Genomic DNA, 17,722 nt, shown 5'->3' with positions numbered 1-17,722 from the left:
AGGAGTTTGTTATTATTTCATGAGATTGCCACGCAGCCTACGGCTGCTCGCAATGACGATTTGGTATCGCAGACATTAATATAAACAAACATATTAAAACAATGCTTAAAACAATAATAGACTTCTTGCATAACGCAGCTAATAAGGAGGAATTTGTAGGAGACACGGAACGCAGCACCGCAGCGTACACTTTAGTACGTGAGGATGCGAGTACCGGATCGACGCACAAATTACCCTTAGAAGCAAGTTATGCAAGGAGGCTAATGCGGAATTTGATATTGATTACATTACTAGTACTAGCGGTAATATTAGTGGTTTGGGTAATAAAGCATCATCATAAAAGTAATAAACAAATAATAATAGCAGCTCCGGTTGAGGTAACAAAAGTTATCAAAAAAGACGTACCTTATGTGATAGAACTTGCAGGAGCGGCTGAAACTTACCAAAGTGCCGATATTAGACCTCAAGTTACAGGACAAATATTAAGTGTAAATTTTGATGATGGACAAGAAGTAAAAGCAGGTGATTTATTATATGAAATCGATTCTCGTCCGTTTCAAAATCAATTACAACAAGCACAAGCAAATTTACTAAGTGATACTTATAACCTCGAAAATGCTATAAAAGAAGAAGCAAGATATCGTGCTTTATATCAAGAAAAAGCCGTTTTGGAAGAGCAATATTTACAGATGCTAACTAATATGAATATGCTTAAAGCCTCTGTTGAGCGAGATAAAGCAATTATTGCAGATGCTAATTTACAAATCGAGTATTCAAAAATAGTAGCTCCTTTTGACGGTAAACTTAGTGAGAGTAATGTAGATATAGGTGATTTAGTGTCGCCGGATTTTGCGAGTTTAGTAACTATAAATACTATCTCACCTATTTATGTCAGTTTCTCCGTACCTGAAGAATATCTAGATCGTATTAATAAATCTCAAAAATCTAATGACTTAGCTTTGACGGTTAGAACTGTAAACGACCAAGAAATTAAAGACGGTGAAATCGTTTTTGTCGACAATGCAATTGACCCAAATAGCGGCACTATCAAAGTCAAAGCAACACTGCTTAATAATGATGAAATATTATGGCCTGGGCAGTTCGTACGTGTATCTTTAACAATTTACATCGAAAAAGCTGCTCTAATAGTTCCGTCTAAGGCAATGCAAACTAACGATCAAGGTCCTTATGTATTTGTTGTTAATAAAGATAATAAAGCCGTGGTTAAGAATATAGATATAGTTTTTTCTAATGATGATTTTATTGTTATTAAAAGCGGTATAGATGAGGGAGAAACAGTGATAACCAATGGGCAGCTACGATTATCTAACGGAACAGAGGTGAGCGTTAGGGAGGAGTAATACCAAATCGTGGGTCGAAAAACGTTTTCAGTGTCATCCTGTGATTTATTCACGGAATCCAGTTAAAAATACTAAATATTATTAGTATTTTTAGTTATTTTCTGGATCCCGTGGACAAGCCACGGGATGACAGGAGTGAGGAATAATTGGGTATTTCAGAAATATTTATTAAGCGTCCGGTTCTTGCTACTTTATTTATGGCAACTATTTTACTGTTTGGAGCATTCGGCTATAAGCTATTACCGGTAAGCGTTTTACCTGATATCGATTTCCCGACTATTCAGGTTTCAGTAAGCTTGCCTGGAGCTGACCCGACTACTATGGCATCTTCGGTTGCATTACCGCTTGAAAAGCAATTCTCGACAATATCCGATATTGATTCGATGAGTTCGGTTAATAGTAACGGCACTACTCAAATTACTTTGCAATTTAATTTAGACCGAGATATAGATGCCGCAGCACAAGACGTACAAGCAGCTATTTCATCCGCCGCTAAACAATTACCGAACGACTTACCTACCCCGCCCTCATATCGTAAAGTAAATCCTGCCGACGCACCTATATTTTATTTATCTTTAACCTCTGATACTCTACCCTTATATACCGTTGACTATTACGCTGAAACAATTATGGCTGAGCGTTTATCAATGTTACCGGGCGTTGCACAGGTACAAGTTTACGGCTCACAGCAATATGCAGTGCGTGTGCAGGTTGACCCTGTTAAAATGGCAGCAAATAATATAGGGCTTGACCAAGTATCAAATATTATCAGCTCTGCCAACATTAATTTACCGACCGGAGCTTTATACGGCAAAGATCTCTACTCAAGCATTAGAGTCCCCGGGCAGTTACAAAATGCTAAAGAATATAACGATTTAATACTAACTTATAAAAACGGTAATCCGCTTTTTCTTAAAAATATAGGTAAAGCCATCGATAGCGTAGCTAACAATAAAATAGCCGCTTGGTATAGGGATAAGCCGGGGGTAATACTTGCTATTCAGAAACAACCGGATACTAATACTATTGAAATAGTCGACTCTATAAAAGAAGTATTGCCGTTACTCCGCAGACAAATCCCTAAGGGTGTTAATATTAATATCATGTTTGATAGGTCAATTTCTCTATCAGAGAATCGGTAAATGATGCTAATTTTACTATGTTACTTGCTTTAATACTTGTAGTGATTGCTATATTTCTCTTTCTGCATAATTTACGATCCGTGATTATTCCAACTATTGCCCTCCCCTTATCTATTGTCGGTACTTTTGCCTTTATGTACTTATTCGGCTTTAGCATCGATAATATGTCTTTAATGGCTCTAACGCTTGCGATGGGTTTCGTGGTAGACGATGCAATAGTAGTGCTTGAAAACATCACACGACATATGGAAAAAGGTGAAGGTAAAATAGCGGCATGTATCAACGGTACTAAAGAAATAGGATTTACTATCGTCTCAATGACTTTATCCCTAATGGCAGTATTCATTCCGATATTATTTATGAGCGGAATTTTAGGGAAATTACTGCACGAACTTGCCGTTGTTATTACTACCGCTATTTTACTTTCGGGAGTTATTTCGATAACAGTAACTCCAATGCTATGTAATGTGTTTTTAAAAGACCGTCATTGCGAGGAACGTAGTGACGAAGCAATCTCAGGACACCAAACCGAGATTGCCACGGCGTCTTTGACGCCTCGCAATGACGAATCATTATTAACAGAAAAAGCCTTTGAATATGTTAAACAAAAATATAGTAGCAGCTTAAAAACGGTAGTAGAGCATTCAAAAACTACTATGCTTATATTATTATCGCAACGGCTTATTTATTTGGGAAAGTCTGTAAAGGTTTTATGCTTGATTCCGATACGGGACAAATCTTAGTTTTTACTGAAGCAGCCCAAACTATTTCCTTTGATGCGATGGTCAAAGAACAACAGCAAGTAAGCGATGTATTACTTAAAAATCCTAATATAGATTCATTCTTTTCGGCAGTCGGTGTTTCAGGTAGAAATTCTGCCGTCAATCAGGGTACAATCTTTATTAGCTTAAAACCAAGAAATCAACGAATTGGGGCAGACGAGGTAATTGACCAGCTACGCTCAAAACTAAATCATTTAGTAGGTTTAAGGGTATATATCCAGAACGTACCAACCATTACGATTGGCGGACAGGCAACCAAAAGCCAATATCAATATACTATGCAAGGACTCGATCAAGATGAGCTATTTAGCTTTACACCGAAATTAAAGGACAAACTCGCACGACTGCCGGGTTTTACTGACGTAACTTCAGACTTACAAATAGCACAGCCACAAACCTTAGTGCAGATTGATAGATATAAGGCTGCAAAACTCGGTATATCGGTAGAGCAAATACAGAATATCTTATATGCGGCTTACGGTGCTGAGCAGATTTCAACATTATATACCCCAACAGCTCAATATGACGTTATTTTAGAGCTAGACCCTAAATATCAAACAGATTCATCAATGTTATCTTTAGTCAATATTAACTCTGCAAACGGCAATTTAGTACCGTTAACGACGCTTGCTAAAATCGTTAATAATGTCGGTCCTCTTAGTATTTCACATTTCGGGCAATTACCTTCGGTTACAGTATCATTTAACCTACAAGACGGGTATTCAATTAGTGATGCCGTTCCAAAAGTTAATCAAGCAATAAAAGGCCTACAAATGCCGGCTACGATTACGGGAAGCTTCCAAGGAACGGCTCAAGCATTTCAGTCGTCTTTTTCCGATCTTGGTTTATTGCTTGGGCTTGCCGTTATAGTCATTTACATTATCCTTGGCATGTTATATGAAAGCTTCGTACACCCGATAACCATACTTTCGGGACTACCTACTGCTATATTCGGAGCATTACTTACATTGCTAATATTTAATAGCGAGCTTGATATGTACGGATTTGTCGGGCTTATTATGCTAATCGGTATCGTTAAGAAAAACGCTATTATGATAATCGATTTTGCTCTAGAACTTGAGAGAACCGACAATAAATCTTCGCATGAAGCAATCTATGAAGCATGTATAATAAGATTCAGACCGATTATGATGACTACCTTAGCGGCTCTAATGGGAGCTATGCCTATTGCTCTTGGAGTCGGAACAACGGGAGCAGAGAGAAGATCGTTAGGACTTGCCGTAGTTGGCGGCCTACTCACATCACAATTACTTACTCTTTATATTACACCGATAATTTTCCTATATTTAGAAGCAGCTAAGAGATGGTTAAAAAATAGCAATTACAAAGCTGAAATTAGAAGCTATCTGGAATTAAATTGGAAAGATTAACATTGTTGTATGGCTCGAGAAACCCGTTCGGTGTCATACCGTGGCTCGACCACGGTATCCATAAAAACAATTAAAAATACTAATAATATTAGTATTTTTAACTAGACCCCGTGGACAAACCACAGAATGACAGCGTTATCAAGCTTGTTCAGTATTCGGCGTCGTTTTCTCTTCTCCGGCAACCGTAATTTCATCACTATCATAATTAAATGTGTCTGTTGTAGAAGGGGTAGACGGTACAGGCGATTTGCTTACTAACTCAGAAGACTTTTGATCTAAATAGTCTCTTACCTCTCGTTTACCAAACAATTCCATAGCATCATTTTTATTACTTTCTTTTATATATGCTTCAGGAATATATGCCTTAATATATTCCATATCAGATGCGTTTTTTAATAAATAAGGTGATACAAATTCTAATATATCCTTACCGCTTCTTTTATAATTAGCAAATGAGTAAGCAACACAAATGCCGTAGTCATTTAATTTATTACAAAATTCTTGTGTCTTGTCTGTCAAATGTTGTTTTGCAGATTCTACAGCTTTTAAAGCATATAATATCTGTTCTCTTGTTGCTTGAATAGAAACATCATCTGAAGCCATCCCATAAGCTTTTTCAAGCTCTTAATCTTTAAAATGTAATTTTTTTGTTAATTCTTTTATTTCAGCAACAATAAGGTTTTGAAGGCCTTTTATAGAGGTAAGACTAGCGGTACTTACTGAGAGTTTACTTTTCATAATATACCTATTAATAAATTCAACATATTTCTATATTCAAATATTAATTTTTATTAATAAATAATAATCTTATTTGAAAAACAATAAATCTATTAAATAGTGATAAATATATTACAATTGTCATACCGTGACTTGACCGGTCTTGTTGCATGGCTCAGTTTTTCGTCATTGCGAGAAGGATTACATAGTAATTCGACGAAGCAATCCAGTTAAAAATTCTGATTTACAGAATTTTTTTATTATTTTTTCTGGATTGCCACGTCGCTTCGCTCCTCGCAATGACGATTTGGTAGCCATGCAAAATGATATATATTATATCGAACAAGCATTACTACCGTTATCATCATCTTCACGGATAAATTTTTGCTTTACCTTAGAATTGTTATTATACGGCTTACTATTTTTTACCGGTGGATAATTTACAGGTTCATAATTTGTAACGGGCGGTGCATAATTTTGGTTTACCGTAGCATTTGGACAAGTATATTTTGATATATCACGCTTAGTTTCTCTAAGCATTGCTTTTATCTGATTTAATTCCTCTTGCATCCTTTTTTCTTTATCGCTATCGTCTTTTCTAACCTTTTTATTTGCTCTATTTAAAGTCATATCGTCGTCGGATTCAGCGAAGCCGGATTCTGCTTTTTGCCTTGCTATATCTCTTTTAATCATCTTAAGATACATATCACGATTTCTCTTTACAGGATCGATTCTTTCTCCTCTTAAAGGACTATCGCTATCATAGTCATCATCATCGTCGTTATCATCATCAAGATTATCTTCTACTATATTCTTTTTAGCCAAAGTAATATATTTATTATTATATACAGGTTTTCTTTTGCCGCCTTTAGCACCTTTACTATCAACCAATCTATTATTTGCAGATCTTTGAAAATAGCTTCTAAAATTATCGGTACAAGCCGAAAGTAAAAACATTCCTAAAAATAATATTATAATTTTTTTTAACATATATTTATATTATTCAAAAACTTTTATTATGATTAATGCCACATAATAGCTAAACTTGCAAGGATAAAGAACCGAACTTCTGTGGGCTTAATTAAATTATTGTTATTCTGAGGTATTTTTGGTCTTGTTGTATGTTTCCCACCACGTCATTGCGAGCGACTAAAAGGAGCATGGCAATCTCAGGACTTTAGCATGAGATTGCTTCGTCAAAACTTACAGTTTTTCCTCGCAATGACGGAAAACAGAACCTAAATCACTCTTTCTATTAAATCACTTAATAACACATGCCCTTCTTTTCTTCTTTTTAATAAATTTTGTGAAGTATCCTCTAATATCTTAGGATTATTTATCAAATCGAGTATTTTATCTGCTAATTCCTCGGCAGAAATGCTATTCTGCTCTAAACACCATCCTGCTTTTTTATCTGCAAGCAATTTTGCATTGTAATATTGATGATTATCCGCAGCACTAGGCAGCGGGATAAAAATTGCCGGCAACCCTATATAGGTCAATTCTTCTATAGTAGATGCTCCTGCTCTTGAAATCACTAAATCAGCTTCTTTATATTTTAATGCCATATTATCAAAGAATTCGGCAAATTCATAATTAATGTTTAATTTCGAGTATATATCTTTTATTTTTACTTGATCATCTAATGCTGCTTGCTGGATTATATTTAATTTAAGATTTGGCTGTTTTTGCATTAAAATTTGAATACTTGCAGGTATCAGCTCTGAAAATAGCTTAGCTCCTTGACTACCGCCAAAGATGAATACGGTAAAGATATTATCTTTGCTTCTCTTTATGTCATTCCCGCTTTCGCGGGAATGACATACATTTCTAATATTCTCCCTAACTATCCCACCGGTAACTACTATTTTACTTTTTACAAATTCTGGTAAATTTTTTACGTCTTCATAAGAAATAGCTATCTTTTTAGCAAAGCTTGCAAAAAATTTATTAACTTTTCCAAGGTAAGAATTCTGTTCATAAATTATAATCGGTACTCTTAAAAAAATTGCTGCAAACATTGGAGCTATAACAGGATAACCGCCAAATCCTATAATAACTGAAGACCTGATATTATATAATAATTTAATAGCTTTTAAGATCGCAATTGATAAGTTTGGTAAAAATAAAAAAATATTATCTGAGCGTTTTAAATCTAAGATATGAAAAATTAACCCCATATTCTGATTTATATATTTTTGGCATCTTAAATCAGTAATAAAATGAACTTCATATCCACGCTTGATTAATTCTTCTCCAAGAGCAACAGCCGGGAAAAAATGCCCGCCCGTACCACCTGCTACTAAAATTATTTTTTTCATATTTCAATATTACGAATTTTGTACGAATTTAAAGGAGTTCGGTGTCTTGTAAAGCCAAGAAGCATACCGGTAGCGATAGCTATTGCAAGCGTTGAAGAACCACCGTAACTAATAAACGGTAATGTCATACCTTTAGTAGGAAGTAAATGCAAGGTCACACCCATATTAATTATTGCCTGAAGCCCTAATTGTGCAATTATACCACTAGCAGCGAATTGTACAAATTTATCTGTTTCGTTTAATAACTTAATAAGACTTCTTAATACTATAAAAGCAAATATACCTATAACAATAAGGCAAATAATAGCACCAAATTCCTCACCTGCTACAGCAAAAATAAAATCCGTATGCGAATCGGGTAGTACCTGCTTTACTGCTCCCTCCCCTGGACCTCGTCCATATAACCCGCCATGCTCAAAAGCCTTAAGAGACTTACTAACTTGATAATTCTCGCTACTATCGGGATCTAAAAATGAATTAATTCTTTGCGTGACGTGCGGTAACCAAAAATAAGCGATAGTTACTCCTATCATTCCTAAAAAACCGGCTAGAACAATCCAAAATATCGGCATACCCGCAATAAACAGCTGAATACCGAAAACTGCCGTAATCATTACAAGCATTCCAAAATCCGGCTGAATAATTAAGAGAATAGCAACAATAGAATAAAGTATTACACAAATCGTAAAACTTGGAAAATCATCATTAAATTTTAGCGATAATATCCAGCCCGTAACGACTGCAAAAAACGGTTTGATAAATTCCGAAGGCTGAATAGATAGGCCTAAAATATTAATCCATCGCACTGCCCCTTTTACTTCATAACCAAAAAATTTAACTGCTATTAATAAAACTATACTAGCAATAAACCCAACTATTGCAAAACGCCTTAACCATTTTTTATTAAGACATGAAAATAATAATATAAGCCCTGAAGCGGCAGCTAAATAAAATATTTGTCTAGATGCAAAATAACTTTCCTCAAGCCCTATTCTACTTGCTACTGCTGAACCTGAGGTAGTAACCAGCATTAAACTAAAAGCAAATAAGATAATTAAAGAAATTATTATTTGCCTATCGGTACTCCGCCACCATAATTTTATAAAATTATTAGATATTTCGTTATTCATATTATATGCCCTTTTCGTCATTGCGAGCGGTCGAAGACCGCGTGGCAATCTCAGGAATTCGCCCGAGATTGCTTCGTCAATTACTTTGTAATTTCCTCGCAATGACGTTTGGATAACTTCATAAACAACTCGCCACGCTCTTCAAAATTTTTAAACTGATCATATGAGCTACAACTAGGTGCTAACAAGATATTTTTTACCTCCGCGTTATCACCTACTGCATCCTTATAAGCCAGATCAAAAGCCTGCTCAAGATTATCGCATATTACAAAATCTACTATATTCTTAGCAGTTTTTGCAAATATTTCTTTAGCTTGACCATAAAAATAAGCTTTCTTAATTTTACTAAAATAAGGCTTTATTTCCTCAATACCACCCTCTTTAGGGATTCCTCCCGCAAGCCAGTAAATATTATCTAGTGCTTTAATTGATTGCACGGCAGATATGGCATTTGTTGCTTTACTATCATTATAAAAACCTATATTATTTATACTACCGATATATTGCATTCTATGAGGTAAACTTTGAAAACTACTTATAGACTCAAGTATTTTTTTAGACTCTACTCCTATTATTTTGGCTACTGCATAGCTTGCAGCTATATTCTCGCAATTATGAGTTCCTTGCAAATTTTTATTAAACGGCAATTTATAACTTATATCATTATCGTTAATTTTATCACCAACTACCGAAATGCCGTTTTTAAGAATTTTAGTAACCGAAAAAGGAATTAGTTTTATACGCTGCTCTTGCTGTAATAGCATAAAAATTTCACGGCAATAATAATTATCAATATTAATTGCTGCATAACTATCTTTATCCATTCGATCAAAAATCTTAGATTTTGCTGCAATATAACCGGTCATGTCTTGATGTCTATCTAGATGGTCGGGAGTGATATTAAGAAGTACTGCTATTTTAGCTGTAAAGGTTTTTACTAGATCTAGCTGAAAAGAAGACAATTCAAGTATATATCCATCCTTACTTGCTTTAGCTTGCAAAGCAGGAACTCCAATATTACCGGCAACCGGATAGTCTAAACCGTTACTATTTAAGATATGGCTTATTAAAGCAGTAGTAGTACTTTTACCGTTTGTACCGGTTACGGCAATAAAGTTTAAATTTTTTGATTTTTCAAATAATAAATCTATATCAGAAATGATTGGAATATTAAAATTTTTTGCAATACCTGCTATCTTATGCGTTAAAGGAATTCCAGGGCTTAAGACAATTTTATCTAAATTTTGCCATCTTGAATCAGATAAAGCAGCAATTGAGTTGTTGGTATATAATTCTTCAAATATATCTCTATTTGCTTTTAAATCATCATAAACAATTACGTCACATTTACCTTGCAGCTCTTCATAAACCGATATACCGGTTTTACCAAGCCCAAAAACACCTATTTTTTGTTTTGTATGAGAATTCATGAGTTAATTTGAAAGAACAACGTCATTGCGAGCGACTGAAAGGAGCACGGCAATCTCATGAAACAGTATATAAACTCTCGAGATTGCCACGTCGAGGCTTTGCCTCTCCTCGCAATGACGTTAAAATAACAATTCTTAGTTTATCTCTTGCATTAAAGCTTGTTCACCTTCATTAAATTCACCCTGTCCTTTTATATTATTATAGGTCGATTTACTATTCCCGGGATCAGGCAAATAATAATGAGGCGGAACTTCTAGTGCTTTAGCACGCTGTACTTGATACTCATTAGGTCCGGCTGTTGATATACCTACGGTTTCTTTTAACTTTTTACTACAAGCAGAAGTAATTAATAAGACAGTAACTAATAAAAAAATCTTTTTCACTTAATACACCTTTAATTAAAATTATATTTTATAATTTTTTAACTTGGACTAGGAACAATCAATTTTGCAAGCCTCGACTGTGCTCACGTATTATATATACGCTGTGCAGTCTCGCTTTTAAATTAACCGTCCCTAGCCCAAGTTAATTCACTATATCGTCCCCGTTATGACCGGCATTACGAATTTTTTCAGCCATAGCTTCAATTTGAGCATTATCATAATTCCCTTTAGCCTTTTCTTCAATAACTTTTTTAGTACTATAATAATCTTCTATTAAGATAATTACTCCTATTGTAATAAAGCAATCAGCTAAATTAAATACGGGGAAGCTATAATTCTGATAATGAAAATGGATGAAGTCAAAAACTGCTCCTCTAAAAAATCTATCAATTAGATTACCAACAGCTCCGCCGATTACAAAGCTATAACCTGCAAAACTCCCTATTGTTTTTGAACGTATCATCAGATAATATAAATAACAGACAATAAGCGTGTTAGTTATTAAAAAAATAGCATTGCTATATTGATAATATTCACGCATTAGACCAAAACTAATACCGTAATTCCAAGTATAAACCATATTTAAGAAAGAAGTAACCTTAAGCATTAAGCCCGGCTTCCATCTTAAATCATCAATAAACCACCATTTACTTAACTGATCAATAATCACTAAGGTTATTATTATACGACTACTACGAGCAAATGTTATATATAGTTTTTTTAGGAGTAGGAACATAGATGTTTTGTGAATGATGGCTCTTATGTTATTTTTTGCGTGGATCGGTTTTATCGTCATTGCGAGAAGAAACTGCAAGTTTCGACGAAGCAATCTCAGGACTTTGGCACGAGATTGCAACAATGCTTCGCTCCTCGCAATGACAATTTTTCTATAAAGAAACCTCAGCTGCCTTCTCTACTTGCAATTCCTTATCAAGCTTAACATTTAAAGTTTTTATTTCTTTTTTAAATTGTTTAAATTTCTCTAAATTTTTTCCGTTTAATTCTACACCCGGTGTTGTTTTAACCGACATAGGATTAACATGTTTGCCGTCAATTTTAACTTCATAATGCAAATGTGGACCTGTAGCTCTGCCGGTACTCCCGACATATGCTATAACCTGCCCCTGTTTTACTATGCTTCCTACTTTTAAATTTTTTGCAAAATTTGAAGCATGAGCATAAGCAGTAGATAGCGTACCACTATGTTTTACCTGAATAAATTTTCCATAACCCGACTTCCAACCTATCTCCGTTATAACTCCGTTTCCTGCGGAATATATAGGCGTACCGGTTGGAGCTGCAAAATCAACTCCTTTATGCATTTTAGTATAACCGAGTATCGGATGTTTTCTATTACCGTAATGCGAAGAAACTTTTATAACCTTTAACGGAGTTTTAAGTAAGCTTCTCTTTACGCTCTTACCGTCTTCGGAAAAAAACACCTGATTATTTGCCTTATTATCATGCGAATAGCGATATATATTATATTCCTTTCCTGAAAGATTTAATGAAACATAAAGGATTTTACCGTGATGAGAAAATTTACCGTCTTCCGTTACGTATTTTTCCGTTATTACGGTTGCAGTATCGCCGCTTTTTATTTGACGCTGAAAATCGATTTGATAAGCATAAGCATTAATCAGCTCTATTATACTATTATTCGATAAACCCAGTTTTTTAAGGGCTGACATAAAATTTGATTCAATACTTACCGATGATTTAGCAACTTTCTTAGTTAAAGGCACTATAATTTCTGCAACTTTGAAATTATCACCTTCTCTAATTACTTCAATAGTTTTTAGCTTATCGATAATTATAACGATTTTATTTAAGAATGTTACCTCTGAAGTTAAATCTTCATCTTTGTTTTCGGTAATTTTTGTTTCATATTCAAAAGTAATTTGCTGTCCTATTTTAAGAGCAGAAGATAATTTTCCCTCTTTTATTAAACTTACAATTTTTTCTATTTCATTTTTAGGAATATGTTGTTCTATCAAAATTGACTTTATAGTATCGCCTTTTTTTACTACTACTTCTTTAAATGAAATTGTTTCTTCTTCATTACTATCAGGTTGTACTAAAGTTATGGATAAAGTGTCGTTAACATAATTATTAACGGCAAAAGAGACAAAAACAACTAATGCTATAAATAATAATAAGGAGGAAGAGGTGAGAATTTTCCTGAGACGTGCACTAATAAAAGATGATGGTAATATGTCATTAAAATCATAAGATAGTGCGGTATCATTCATTAAAATTGCTCTGAAGATTATTTGAATCAATTTTTCATTACTAATAATAATATGAACTATATATAAACAAATTACAATAGAAAATTATAAAATTTTGTTTTATTTCTGTTTTATTAGTTTTTTATTGATTAAAATTAAATTTTTTATATAAGTTAATTTTCATTAACTTATATAGAGAAAGATTATGCCTAGACTTTTCCTATTTCTATTAATTTTTATAAATCTTATGTCCTGCTTATCTAACCATAATGCTGTCAAACTGCCCAAAATAGAATATTATGAGAATATTTCTTTAAATAAAAACTGCCCTATAAATAGTGAAATAGTTCTAGTAGGCGGTTGTTTTGATTTATTACATTACGGTCATATAGAATTTCTACGCAAAGCTAAAAAACAAGGTAAATACTTAATAGTTGCTTTAGAGCCTGACGAAACAATTATTAAATATAAAAAACGTCAACCTATACATAATCAATTACAACGAGCAAAAATTTTAAGTTCTTTCACATTTGTTGATAAAGTACTTATATTACCTAAACTAAAAGATTTTAATGATTACGCCCGATTAGTACAAAATATTTGTCCTGCTGTAATTGCTGTAACAAAACACGATCCTCAGTTAATAAATAAACAAATTCAAGCAAAATTAATAAATGCGAAAGTAATAGAAGTTATTGACTTACTGCAACATCCTAATATAGGAACACTTTCTAGCTCAAATATTATTAAAAATATGTAGTTTTTACAAAAATTTATCGATTTTTACTTTAATAAAACTGTATATACATTTATATTATATATAGAAATAACTTTATATGTGCTATGAAAAATATTATTAGACATCTTTCCAAACCAGCTTATAGAGAGGAATTTAAAGGAGACACTTCACCTCGTACCGCAGCATACATAAGCAATCGTGCAGATGCGAGTCTAGGCTCGACGTATAAATTACCTCTAGAAGCGAAATTTTGGAAGATGTCTATTGCTTTAATTTGTTTTTTGATTGTTAGTAGTAATTGCTTTGCCTCCGAGCCGTTACCTTGGCAAGTAACGTTCCAGCCTCCGGCAAGTCCGATTATGGAGGAATTACATCATTTTCATAATTTTCTGCTTTATATCTCAACAGCTATTGTTTTATTCGTTGCCGGATTACTTGGCTTTGTATGTATCAGATTTAATGCAAAAAATAATCCAGTACCGGCAAAATTTTCACATAATGTTTTAATAGAAATAATTTGGACTGTAATCCCTATTATAATTTTAGTTATTATTGCAGTGCCGTCTTTTAGAATATTGCGTCATGCCGAAAAAATACCCGAAACGGATTTAACTATTAAAGTAGTAGGTTATCAATGGTATTGGCATTATATATATCCTGATCATGATAATTTAGAATTTGATAGCGTAATGATCTCTGATGAGAATTTAAAACCTGACCAAAAAAGATTATTAGACGTTGATAATCGAATTGTTATACCTGAAAATGCTACCGTAAGGTTTCTCATTACCGCAGGTGACGTAATACATAGTTTTGCCGTTCCGTCACTTGGGTTTAAAATAGATGCAGTGCCTGGAAGAATTAATGAAACATGGACAAGAGTTGCCAAGAAAGGTGTATATTACGGACAATGCTCGGAGCTTTGCGGCATCAATCACGGCTTCATGCCGATTGCTATAGAAGTAGTAAGCAAAGAGGATTTCGACAATTGGATTGCAAGTAAGAACAAGACAGCCATGAATGGCAAGAATCCAAAATTGGCGGCTAACTAATTATGTTTTTCATGATGCCATCCCGTGGCTTGTCTGGTATTGTTGCATGGTTTCTATGCATCCCTGTGAAAGCAGGAATCCAGAAAAAACAAACATAAAAGCAGTGAGCTTTTAAAATTAAAAGCTCGATTAATCTCGCTTTATGCTGGATTCCCGCCTACGCGGGAATGACATCGAACGCGTTTTCCGAGCCATGCAACAAAGACGGCTTGTCCACAGGATGATGAAGATGGAACTAATCCATACAATAGAACCATGACCCATTAGGTAACGAATCATGTTAATGAGCGAAGAAGAATATAGAAATCAACCGGATGTGATTAATGATCCTGAATGGAGCAAGGCTTTTTATTACACTTTGTATGTAGGTAATTGTGCAGATTATGATGAGGGAATGGCTTATATTGAAGGAAAATTAAGCAATCCCGAAGAGTTATCACAGGCTGCAACATGTCAGGCTTTAGGTATTTAGTACGTAGATTTTATAATATTAAAGAAAATTTAATATTACCTTTATTATTTGAAAATTTAAAAAGTAATAATAAACGTATTTATGGAGAAACTGTACAAGTTTTAGGTGAAATTACTCATTTTGTGCCAAGATTAAAAAGAAAGATTTATTTAGCATATTTTGAAAACGGTATCGACTTTTTTACCGAAACAAGACTAAAAAAATTTACTGATAAAAATTTAATATATTCTTTAAATAATGAAGAAGAGAAAATAGAGTTTATTTTAAGCTTTTGTCAAAATTCATTAAATTATCAAGAAGCTTTGGAAGTTTGTTTATATTTTCTTAAAAAAAACGAAAATGAAGAAATAAATATAGCAGCATTTCAAGGACTTAGCTATATAGTATTTAGATTTAGAAAAATAGATTTTAAGGCTGTTTTACCATTTATTAAAAGATTTTCAAAATATTCTATAACGGGATGTGAAAATATATATGCTGAGTCGCTTTTGGAGGATATAGCAATTGTGATACCAAAATTGCGAAAGAAAGTAATTTCTCTTTTAAAAAAATCTCCTGTATTTTTTCTAGTTTTGTGGTTTGTAAATTATATAATAGCTAAAAATAAACCAAAAGATCAAATAAAACTCGAGAAAATACTAAAATTACACTTAAATAATCTTAAAAGAAAAAAACTTAAGTATAACTTTGATTTTTAGGGAAAATAATACAATATTTTTGATGTCATTCCTGCGAAAGCAGGAATCCAGAAAATATTTATACTTGTCATTGCGAGGAGCGTAGCGACGCCGAAATCTATCTTAAATTTCATGTGATTGCTTCGTCGGCATAAATGCCTTCTCGCAATGACGAAGAAAGAAAAGCCTGGATTCCTGCTTTCGCAGGAATGACATATTGCTATACAAGAACAAACAAAGTGAAAAATTAAAACAGGCAAAATAATAATTATGGATATAACTACTACCGAAATTTATCACGATGACCACCACACTCCGCACGGTTGGAAGCGGTGGCTTTTTTCTACCAATCATAAAGATATCGGCATTATGTATATCATATTTGCCGTTTTTGCCGGAATTGTCGGAGGGTTATTTTCTCTTCTCTTTAGGTTAGAGCTTGCAATGCCCGGCGGTACTTTCTTAAATCATGATTTCCAGCTATATAACGTGCTTATCACGGCACATGCGGTTATTATGGTATTCTTTATGATTATGCCGGCTTTGTTCGGTGGTTTTGGTAACTATTTCGTACCTCTGTTAATAGGGGCTCCTGATATGGCATTTCCACGCCTTAACAATATCAGTTTTTGGCTGTTAGTTACTGCTTTCATCCTGCTTATGGGTTCTGCTTTTGTTGACGGCGGTCCCGGAACGGGTTGGACGCTCTACCCTCCTTTAAGTAATTTGAGCGGTCACCCGGGGGCAGCCGTTGATATGGCTATTTTCAGCTTACATTTAACCGGTCTATCGTCAATCCTTGGATCAATTAATTTAATCGTTACTATATTTAATATGAGAGCTCCTGGCATGGGGCTTTTCAAGATGCCATTATTTGTTTGGTCTATATTAGTTACTGCATTCCTTATAATCTTAGCCATGCCAGTACTTGGCGGAGCTATAACTATGCTGCTTACCGACCGTAACTTTGGAACTAATTTCTTTAAACCGGACGGCGGTGGCGATCCTGTATTATTCCAGCATCTATTTTGGTTTTTCGGTCATCCTGAAGTATATATCGTAATACTTCCGGGCTTTGGTATAGTTAGCCAGGTTATCTCAACTTTTTCACGCAAACCTATATTCGGCTATCAAGGAATGGTCGGAGCTATGGTAATAATCGGATTCGTCGGGTTTATCGTATGGGCTCACCATATGTTTACTGTTGGTCTTTCTTATAATGCACTTATATATTTCACTGCCGGAACAATGATTATAGCAGTTCCGACAGGCATTAAAATATTTAGTTGGATAGCGACTATGTGGGGTGGTTCGATTACATTCCCGACTCCTATGCTATTTTCAATAGGGTTTATTATATTATTCACGATTGGCGGCGTAACTGGCATAATCCTATCAAATTCAGCACTTGATAGGGTACTGCACGATACTTACTATGTTGTGGCACATTTCCATTATACGATGTCGCTCGGTGCTTTATTTACGGCATTTGCAGGATTTTATTACTGGTTCGGCAAAATATCCGGTAAACAATATCCGGAAATTTTAGGAAAAATCCATTTTTGGATTACATTTATTGGTGTTAATTTAACTTTCTTCCCACAGCACTTTTTAGGGCTTGCGGGTATGCCAAGAAGAATACCAGACTACCCTGAAGCTTTCGCAGGTTGGAATATGGTTTCATCGATAGGAGCAGGTATCTCTATGGCGGCTGCTCTTTATTTTGTATTTATCGTTTTCTATACACTAAAATACGGAAAAGATTGTCCTAACAATCCTTGGGGTGATGGTGCTGATACGCTTGAGTGGACGCTTACCTCACCACCGCCATTCCATACTTTTGAAACACCACCGCATATTGAGGGGTAATAGTGGCTTTGCTGTGCGGATGCC

At 34.3% G+C, this 17,722-nt stretch carries 15 protein-coding genes and 3 pseudogenes; 10 read left to right on the top strand and 8 right to left on the bottom strand.

Annotated features, from left to right (window positions below; genetic code table 11):
• Positions 1–113: 113 nt before the first annotated feature.
• The 5 genes and pseudogenes from RF_RS11960 to RF_RS11955 all read left to right on the top strand — a co-directional run.
• A pseudogene (locus RF_RS11960) lies at positions 114–255 on the top strand (palindromic element RPE1 domain-containing protein); the annotation flags it as partial.
• An 8-nt stretch (positions 256–263) separates the two neighbouring features.
• Positions 264–1,361: an efflux RND transporter periplasmic adaptor subunit gene (locus RF_RS08870; protein WP_486598756.1), complete on the top strand. Its 1,098-nt coding sequence runs from the start codon at positions 264–266 to the stop codon at positions 1,359–1,361.
• A gap of 146 nt (positions 1,362–1,507) precedes the next feature.
• On the top strand, positions 1,508–2,503 hold the full coding sequence (locus tag RF_RS11395) for an efflux RND transporter permease subunit (RefSeq protein ID WP_011270971.1): 996 nt from the start codon (positions 1,508–1,510) through the stop codon (positions 2,501–2,503).
• Between the two features lie 17 nt (positions 2,504–2,520).
• Positions 2,521–4,676: pseudogene (locus tag RF_RS08850) on the top strand (efflux RND transporter permease subunit).
• Positions 4,677–4,681: 5 nt separating this feature from the next.
• Positions 4,682–4,778, top strand: a pseudogene (locus tag RF_RS11955) (permease); the annotation flags it as partial.
• Positions 4,779–4,814: 36 nt separating this feature from the next.
• On the opposite strand, the gene RF_RS10565 reads toward RF_RS11955, so the two are convergent.
• The 8 genes from RF_RS10565 to RF_RS03385 all read right to left on the bottom strand — a co-directional run bounded on the left by RF_RS10565 (position 4,815) and on the right by RF_RS03385 (position 12,910).
• On the bottom strand, positions 4,815–5,279 hold the full coding sequence (locus tag RF_RS10565) for a hypothetical protein (RefSeq protein ID WP_011270968.1): 465 nt from the start codon (positions 5,277–5,279) through the stop codon (positions 4,815–4,817).
• Between the two features lie 447 nt (positions 5,280–5,726).
• Positions 5,727–6,383: a hypothetical protein gene (locus RF_RS03415; RefSeq protein ID WP_011270967.1), complete on the bottom strand. Its 657-nt coding sequence runs from the start codon at positions 6,381–6,383 to the stop codon at positions 5,727–5,729.
• A 248-nt stretch (positions 6,384–6,631) separates the two neighbouring features.
• A complete protein-coding gene (gene murG / locus RF_RS03410; RefSeq protein WP_011270966.1) occupies positions 6,632–7,714 on the bottom strand; it encodes an undecaprenyldiphospho-muramoylpentapeptide beta-N-acetylglucosaminyltransferase in 1,083 nt (360 codons plus the stop codon).
• The gene (gene ftsW, locus RF_RS03405) at positions 7,711–8,844 is read right to left on the bottom strand and encodes a putative lipid II flippase FtsW (RefSeq protein WP_039594980.1); all 1,134 of its coding nucleotides are present in this window, start codon (positions 8,842–8,844) and stop codon (positions 7,711–7,713) included. The genes murG and ftsW overlap by 4 nt, the downstream gene beginning before the upstream one ends.
• 80 nt (positions 8,845–8,924) lie before the next feature.
• Positions 8,925–10,274: a UDP-N-acetylmuramoyl-L-alanine--D-glutamate ligase gene (murD, locus tag RF_RS03400; protein ID WP_011270964.1), complete on the bottom strand. Its 1,350-nt coding sequence runs from the start codon at positions 10,272–10,274 to the stop codon at positions 8,925–8,927.
• A gap of 135 nt (positions 10,275–10,409) precedes the next feature.
• Complete coding sequence (locus RF_RS03395) at positions 10,410–10,658, bottom strand: DUF3035 domain-containing protein (protein ID WP_011270963.1); 249 nt, start codon at positions 10,656–10,658, stop codon at positions 10,410–10,412.
• 142 nt (positions 10,659–10,800) lie between these two features.
• A complete protein-coding gene (gene lspA / locus RF_RS03390) occupies positions 10,801–11,394 on the bottom strand; it encodes a signal peptidase II (RefSeq protein WP_041405317.1) in 594 nt (197 codons plus the stop codon).
• A 151-nt stretch (positions 11,395–11,545) separates the two neighbouring features.
• Positions 11,546–12,910: a M23 family metallopeptidase gene (locus tag RF_RS03385; protein WP_011270961.1), complete on the bottom strand. Its 1,365-nt coding sequence runs from the start codon at positions 12,908–12,910 to the stop codon at positions 11,546–11,548.
• A gap of 226 nt (positions 12,911–13,136) precedes the next feature.
• Between RF_RS03385 and RF_RS03380 the strand changes: the two genes are divergently transcribed.
• The 5 genes from RF_RS03380 to ctaD all read left to right on the top strand — a co-directional run bounded on the left by RF_RS03380 (position 13,137) and on the right by ctaD (position 17,698).
• The gene (locus RF_RS03380; protein ID WP_231564241.1) at positions 13,137–13,649 is read left to right on the top strand and encodes an FAD synthase family protein; all 513 of its coding nucleotides are present in this window, start codon (positions 13,137–13,139) and stop codon (positions 13,647–13,649) included.
• Between the two features lie 83 nt (positions 13,650–13,732).
• Positions 13,733–14,680, top strand: coding sequence for a cytochrome c oxidase subunit II (gene coxB, locus RF_RS03375; RefSeq protein ID WP_011270959.1), 948 nt, complete (start codon positions 13,733–13,735; stop codon positions 14,678–14,680).
• Positions 14,681–14,957: 277 nt separating this feature from the next.
• Positions 14,958–15,152: a hypothetical protein gene (locus tag RF_RS11390; RefSeq protein ID WP_231564242.1), complete on the top strand. Its 195-nt coding sequence runs from the start codon at positions 14,958–14,960 to the stop codon at positions 15,150–15,152.
• A complete protein-coding gene (locus RF_RS08075; protein WP_011270958.1) occupies positions 15,131–15,850 on the top strand; it encodes a hypothetical protein in 720 nt (239 codons plus the stop codon). Before RF_RS11390 ends, RF_RS08075 begins: the two co-directional genes overlap by 22 nt.
• A gap of 249 nt (positions 15,851–16,099) precedes the next feature.
• A complete protein-coding gene (gene ctaD / locus RF_RS03360; RefSeq protein ID WP_011270957.1) occupies positions 16,100–17,698 on the top strand; it encodes a cytochrome c oxidase subunit I in 1,599 nt (532 codons plus the stop codon).
• Positions 17,699–17,722: the final 24 nt, after the last annotated feature.

Source organism: Rickettsia felis URRWXCal2, assembly GCA_000012145.1.
In the GTDB taxonomy this organism is placed as follows: Bacteria; Pseudomonadota; Alphaproteobacteria; order Rickettsiales; family Rickettsiaceae; genus Rickettsia; species Rickettsia felis.
This window is presented reverse-complemented; position numbering and strand designations above follow the sequence as displayed.

Coding starts and splice junctions, on each gene's coding strand:
- RF_RS08870 (WP_486598756.1), top strand. CDS start 264: ATGCGGAATTTGATATTGATTACATTACTAGTACTAGCGGTAATATTA.
- lspA (WP_041405317.1), bottom strand. CDS start 11,394: ATGTTCCTACTCCTAAAAAAACTATATATAACATTTGCTCGTAGTAGT.
- murD (WP_011270964.1), bottom strand. CDS start 10,274: ATGAATTCTCATACAAAACAAAAAATAGGTGTTTTTGGGCTTGGTAAA.
- RF_RS03380 (WP_231564241.1), top strand. CDS start 13,137: ATGTCCTGCTTATCTAACCATAATGCTGTCAAACTGCCCAAAATAGAA.
- RF_RS08075 (WP_011270958.1), top strand. CDS start 15,131: ATGTCAGGCTTTAGGTATTTAGTACGTAGATTTTATAATATTAAAGAA.
- ftsW (WP_039594980.1), bottom strand. CDS start 8,844: ATGAATAACGAAATATCTAATAATTTTATAAAATTATGGTGGCGGAGT.
- RF_RS10565 (WP_011270968.1), bottom strand. CDS start 5,279: ATGGCTTCAGATGATGTTTCTATTCAAGCAACAAGAGAACAGATATTA.
- RF_RS11390 (WP_231564242.1), top strand. CDS start 14,958: ATGTTAATGAGCGAAGAAGAATATAGAAATCAACCGGATGTGATTAAT.
- RF_RS03385 (WP_011270961.1), bottom strand. CDS start 12,910: ATGAATGATACCGCACTATCTTATGATTTTAATGACATATTACCATCA.
- RF_RS03415 (WP_011270967.1), bottom strand. CDS start 6,383: ATGTTAAAAAAAATTATAATATTATTTTTAGGAATGTTTTTACTTTCG.
- coxB (WP_011270959.1), top strand. CDS start 13,733: ATGAAAAATATTATTAGACATCTTTCCAAACCAGCTTATAGAGAGGAA.
- murG (WP_011270966.1), bottom strand. CDS start 7,714: ATGAAAAAAATAATTTTAGTAGCAGGTGGTACGGGCGGGCATTTTTTC.
- ctaD (WP_011270957.1), top strand. CDS start 16,100: ATGGATATAACTACTACCGAAATTTATCACGATGACCACCACACTCCG.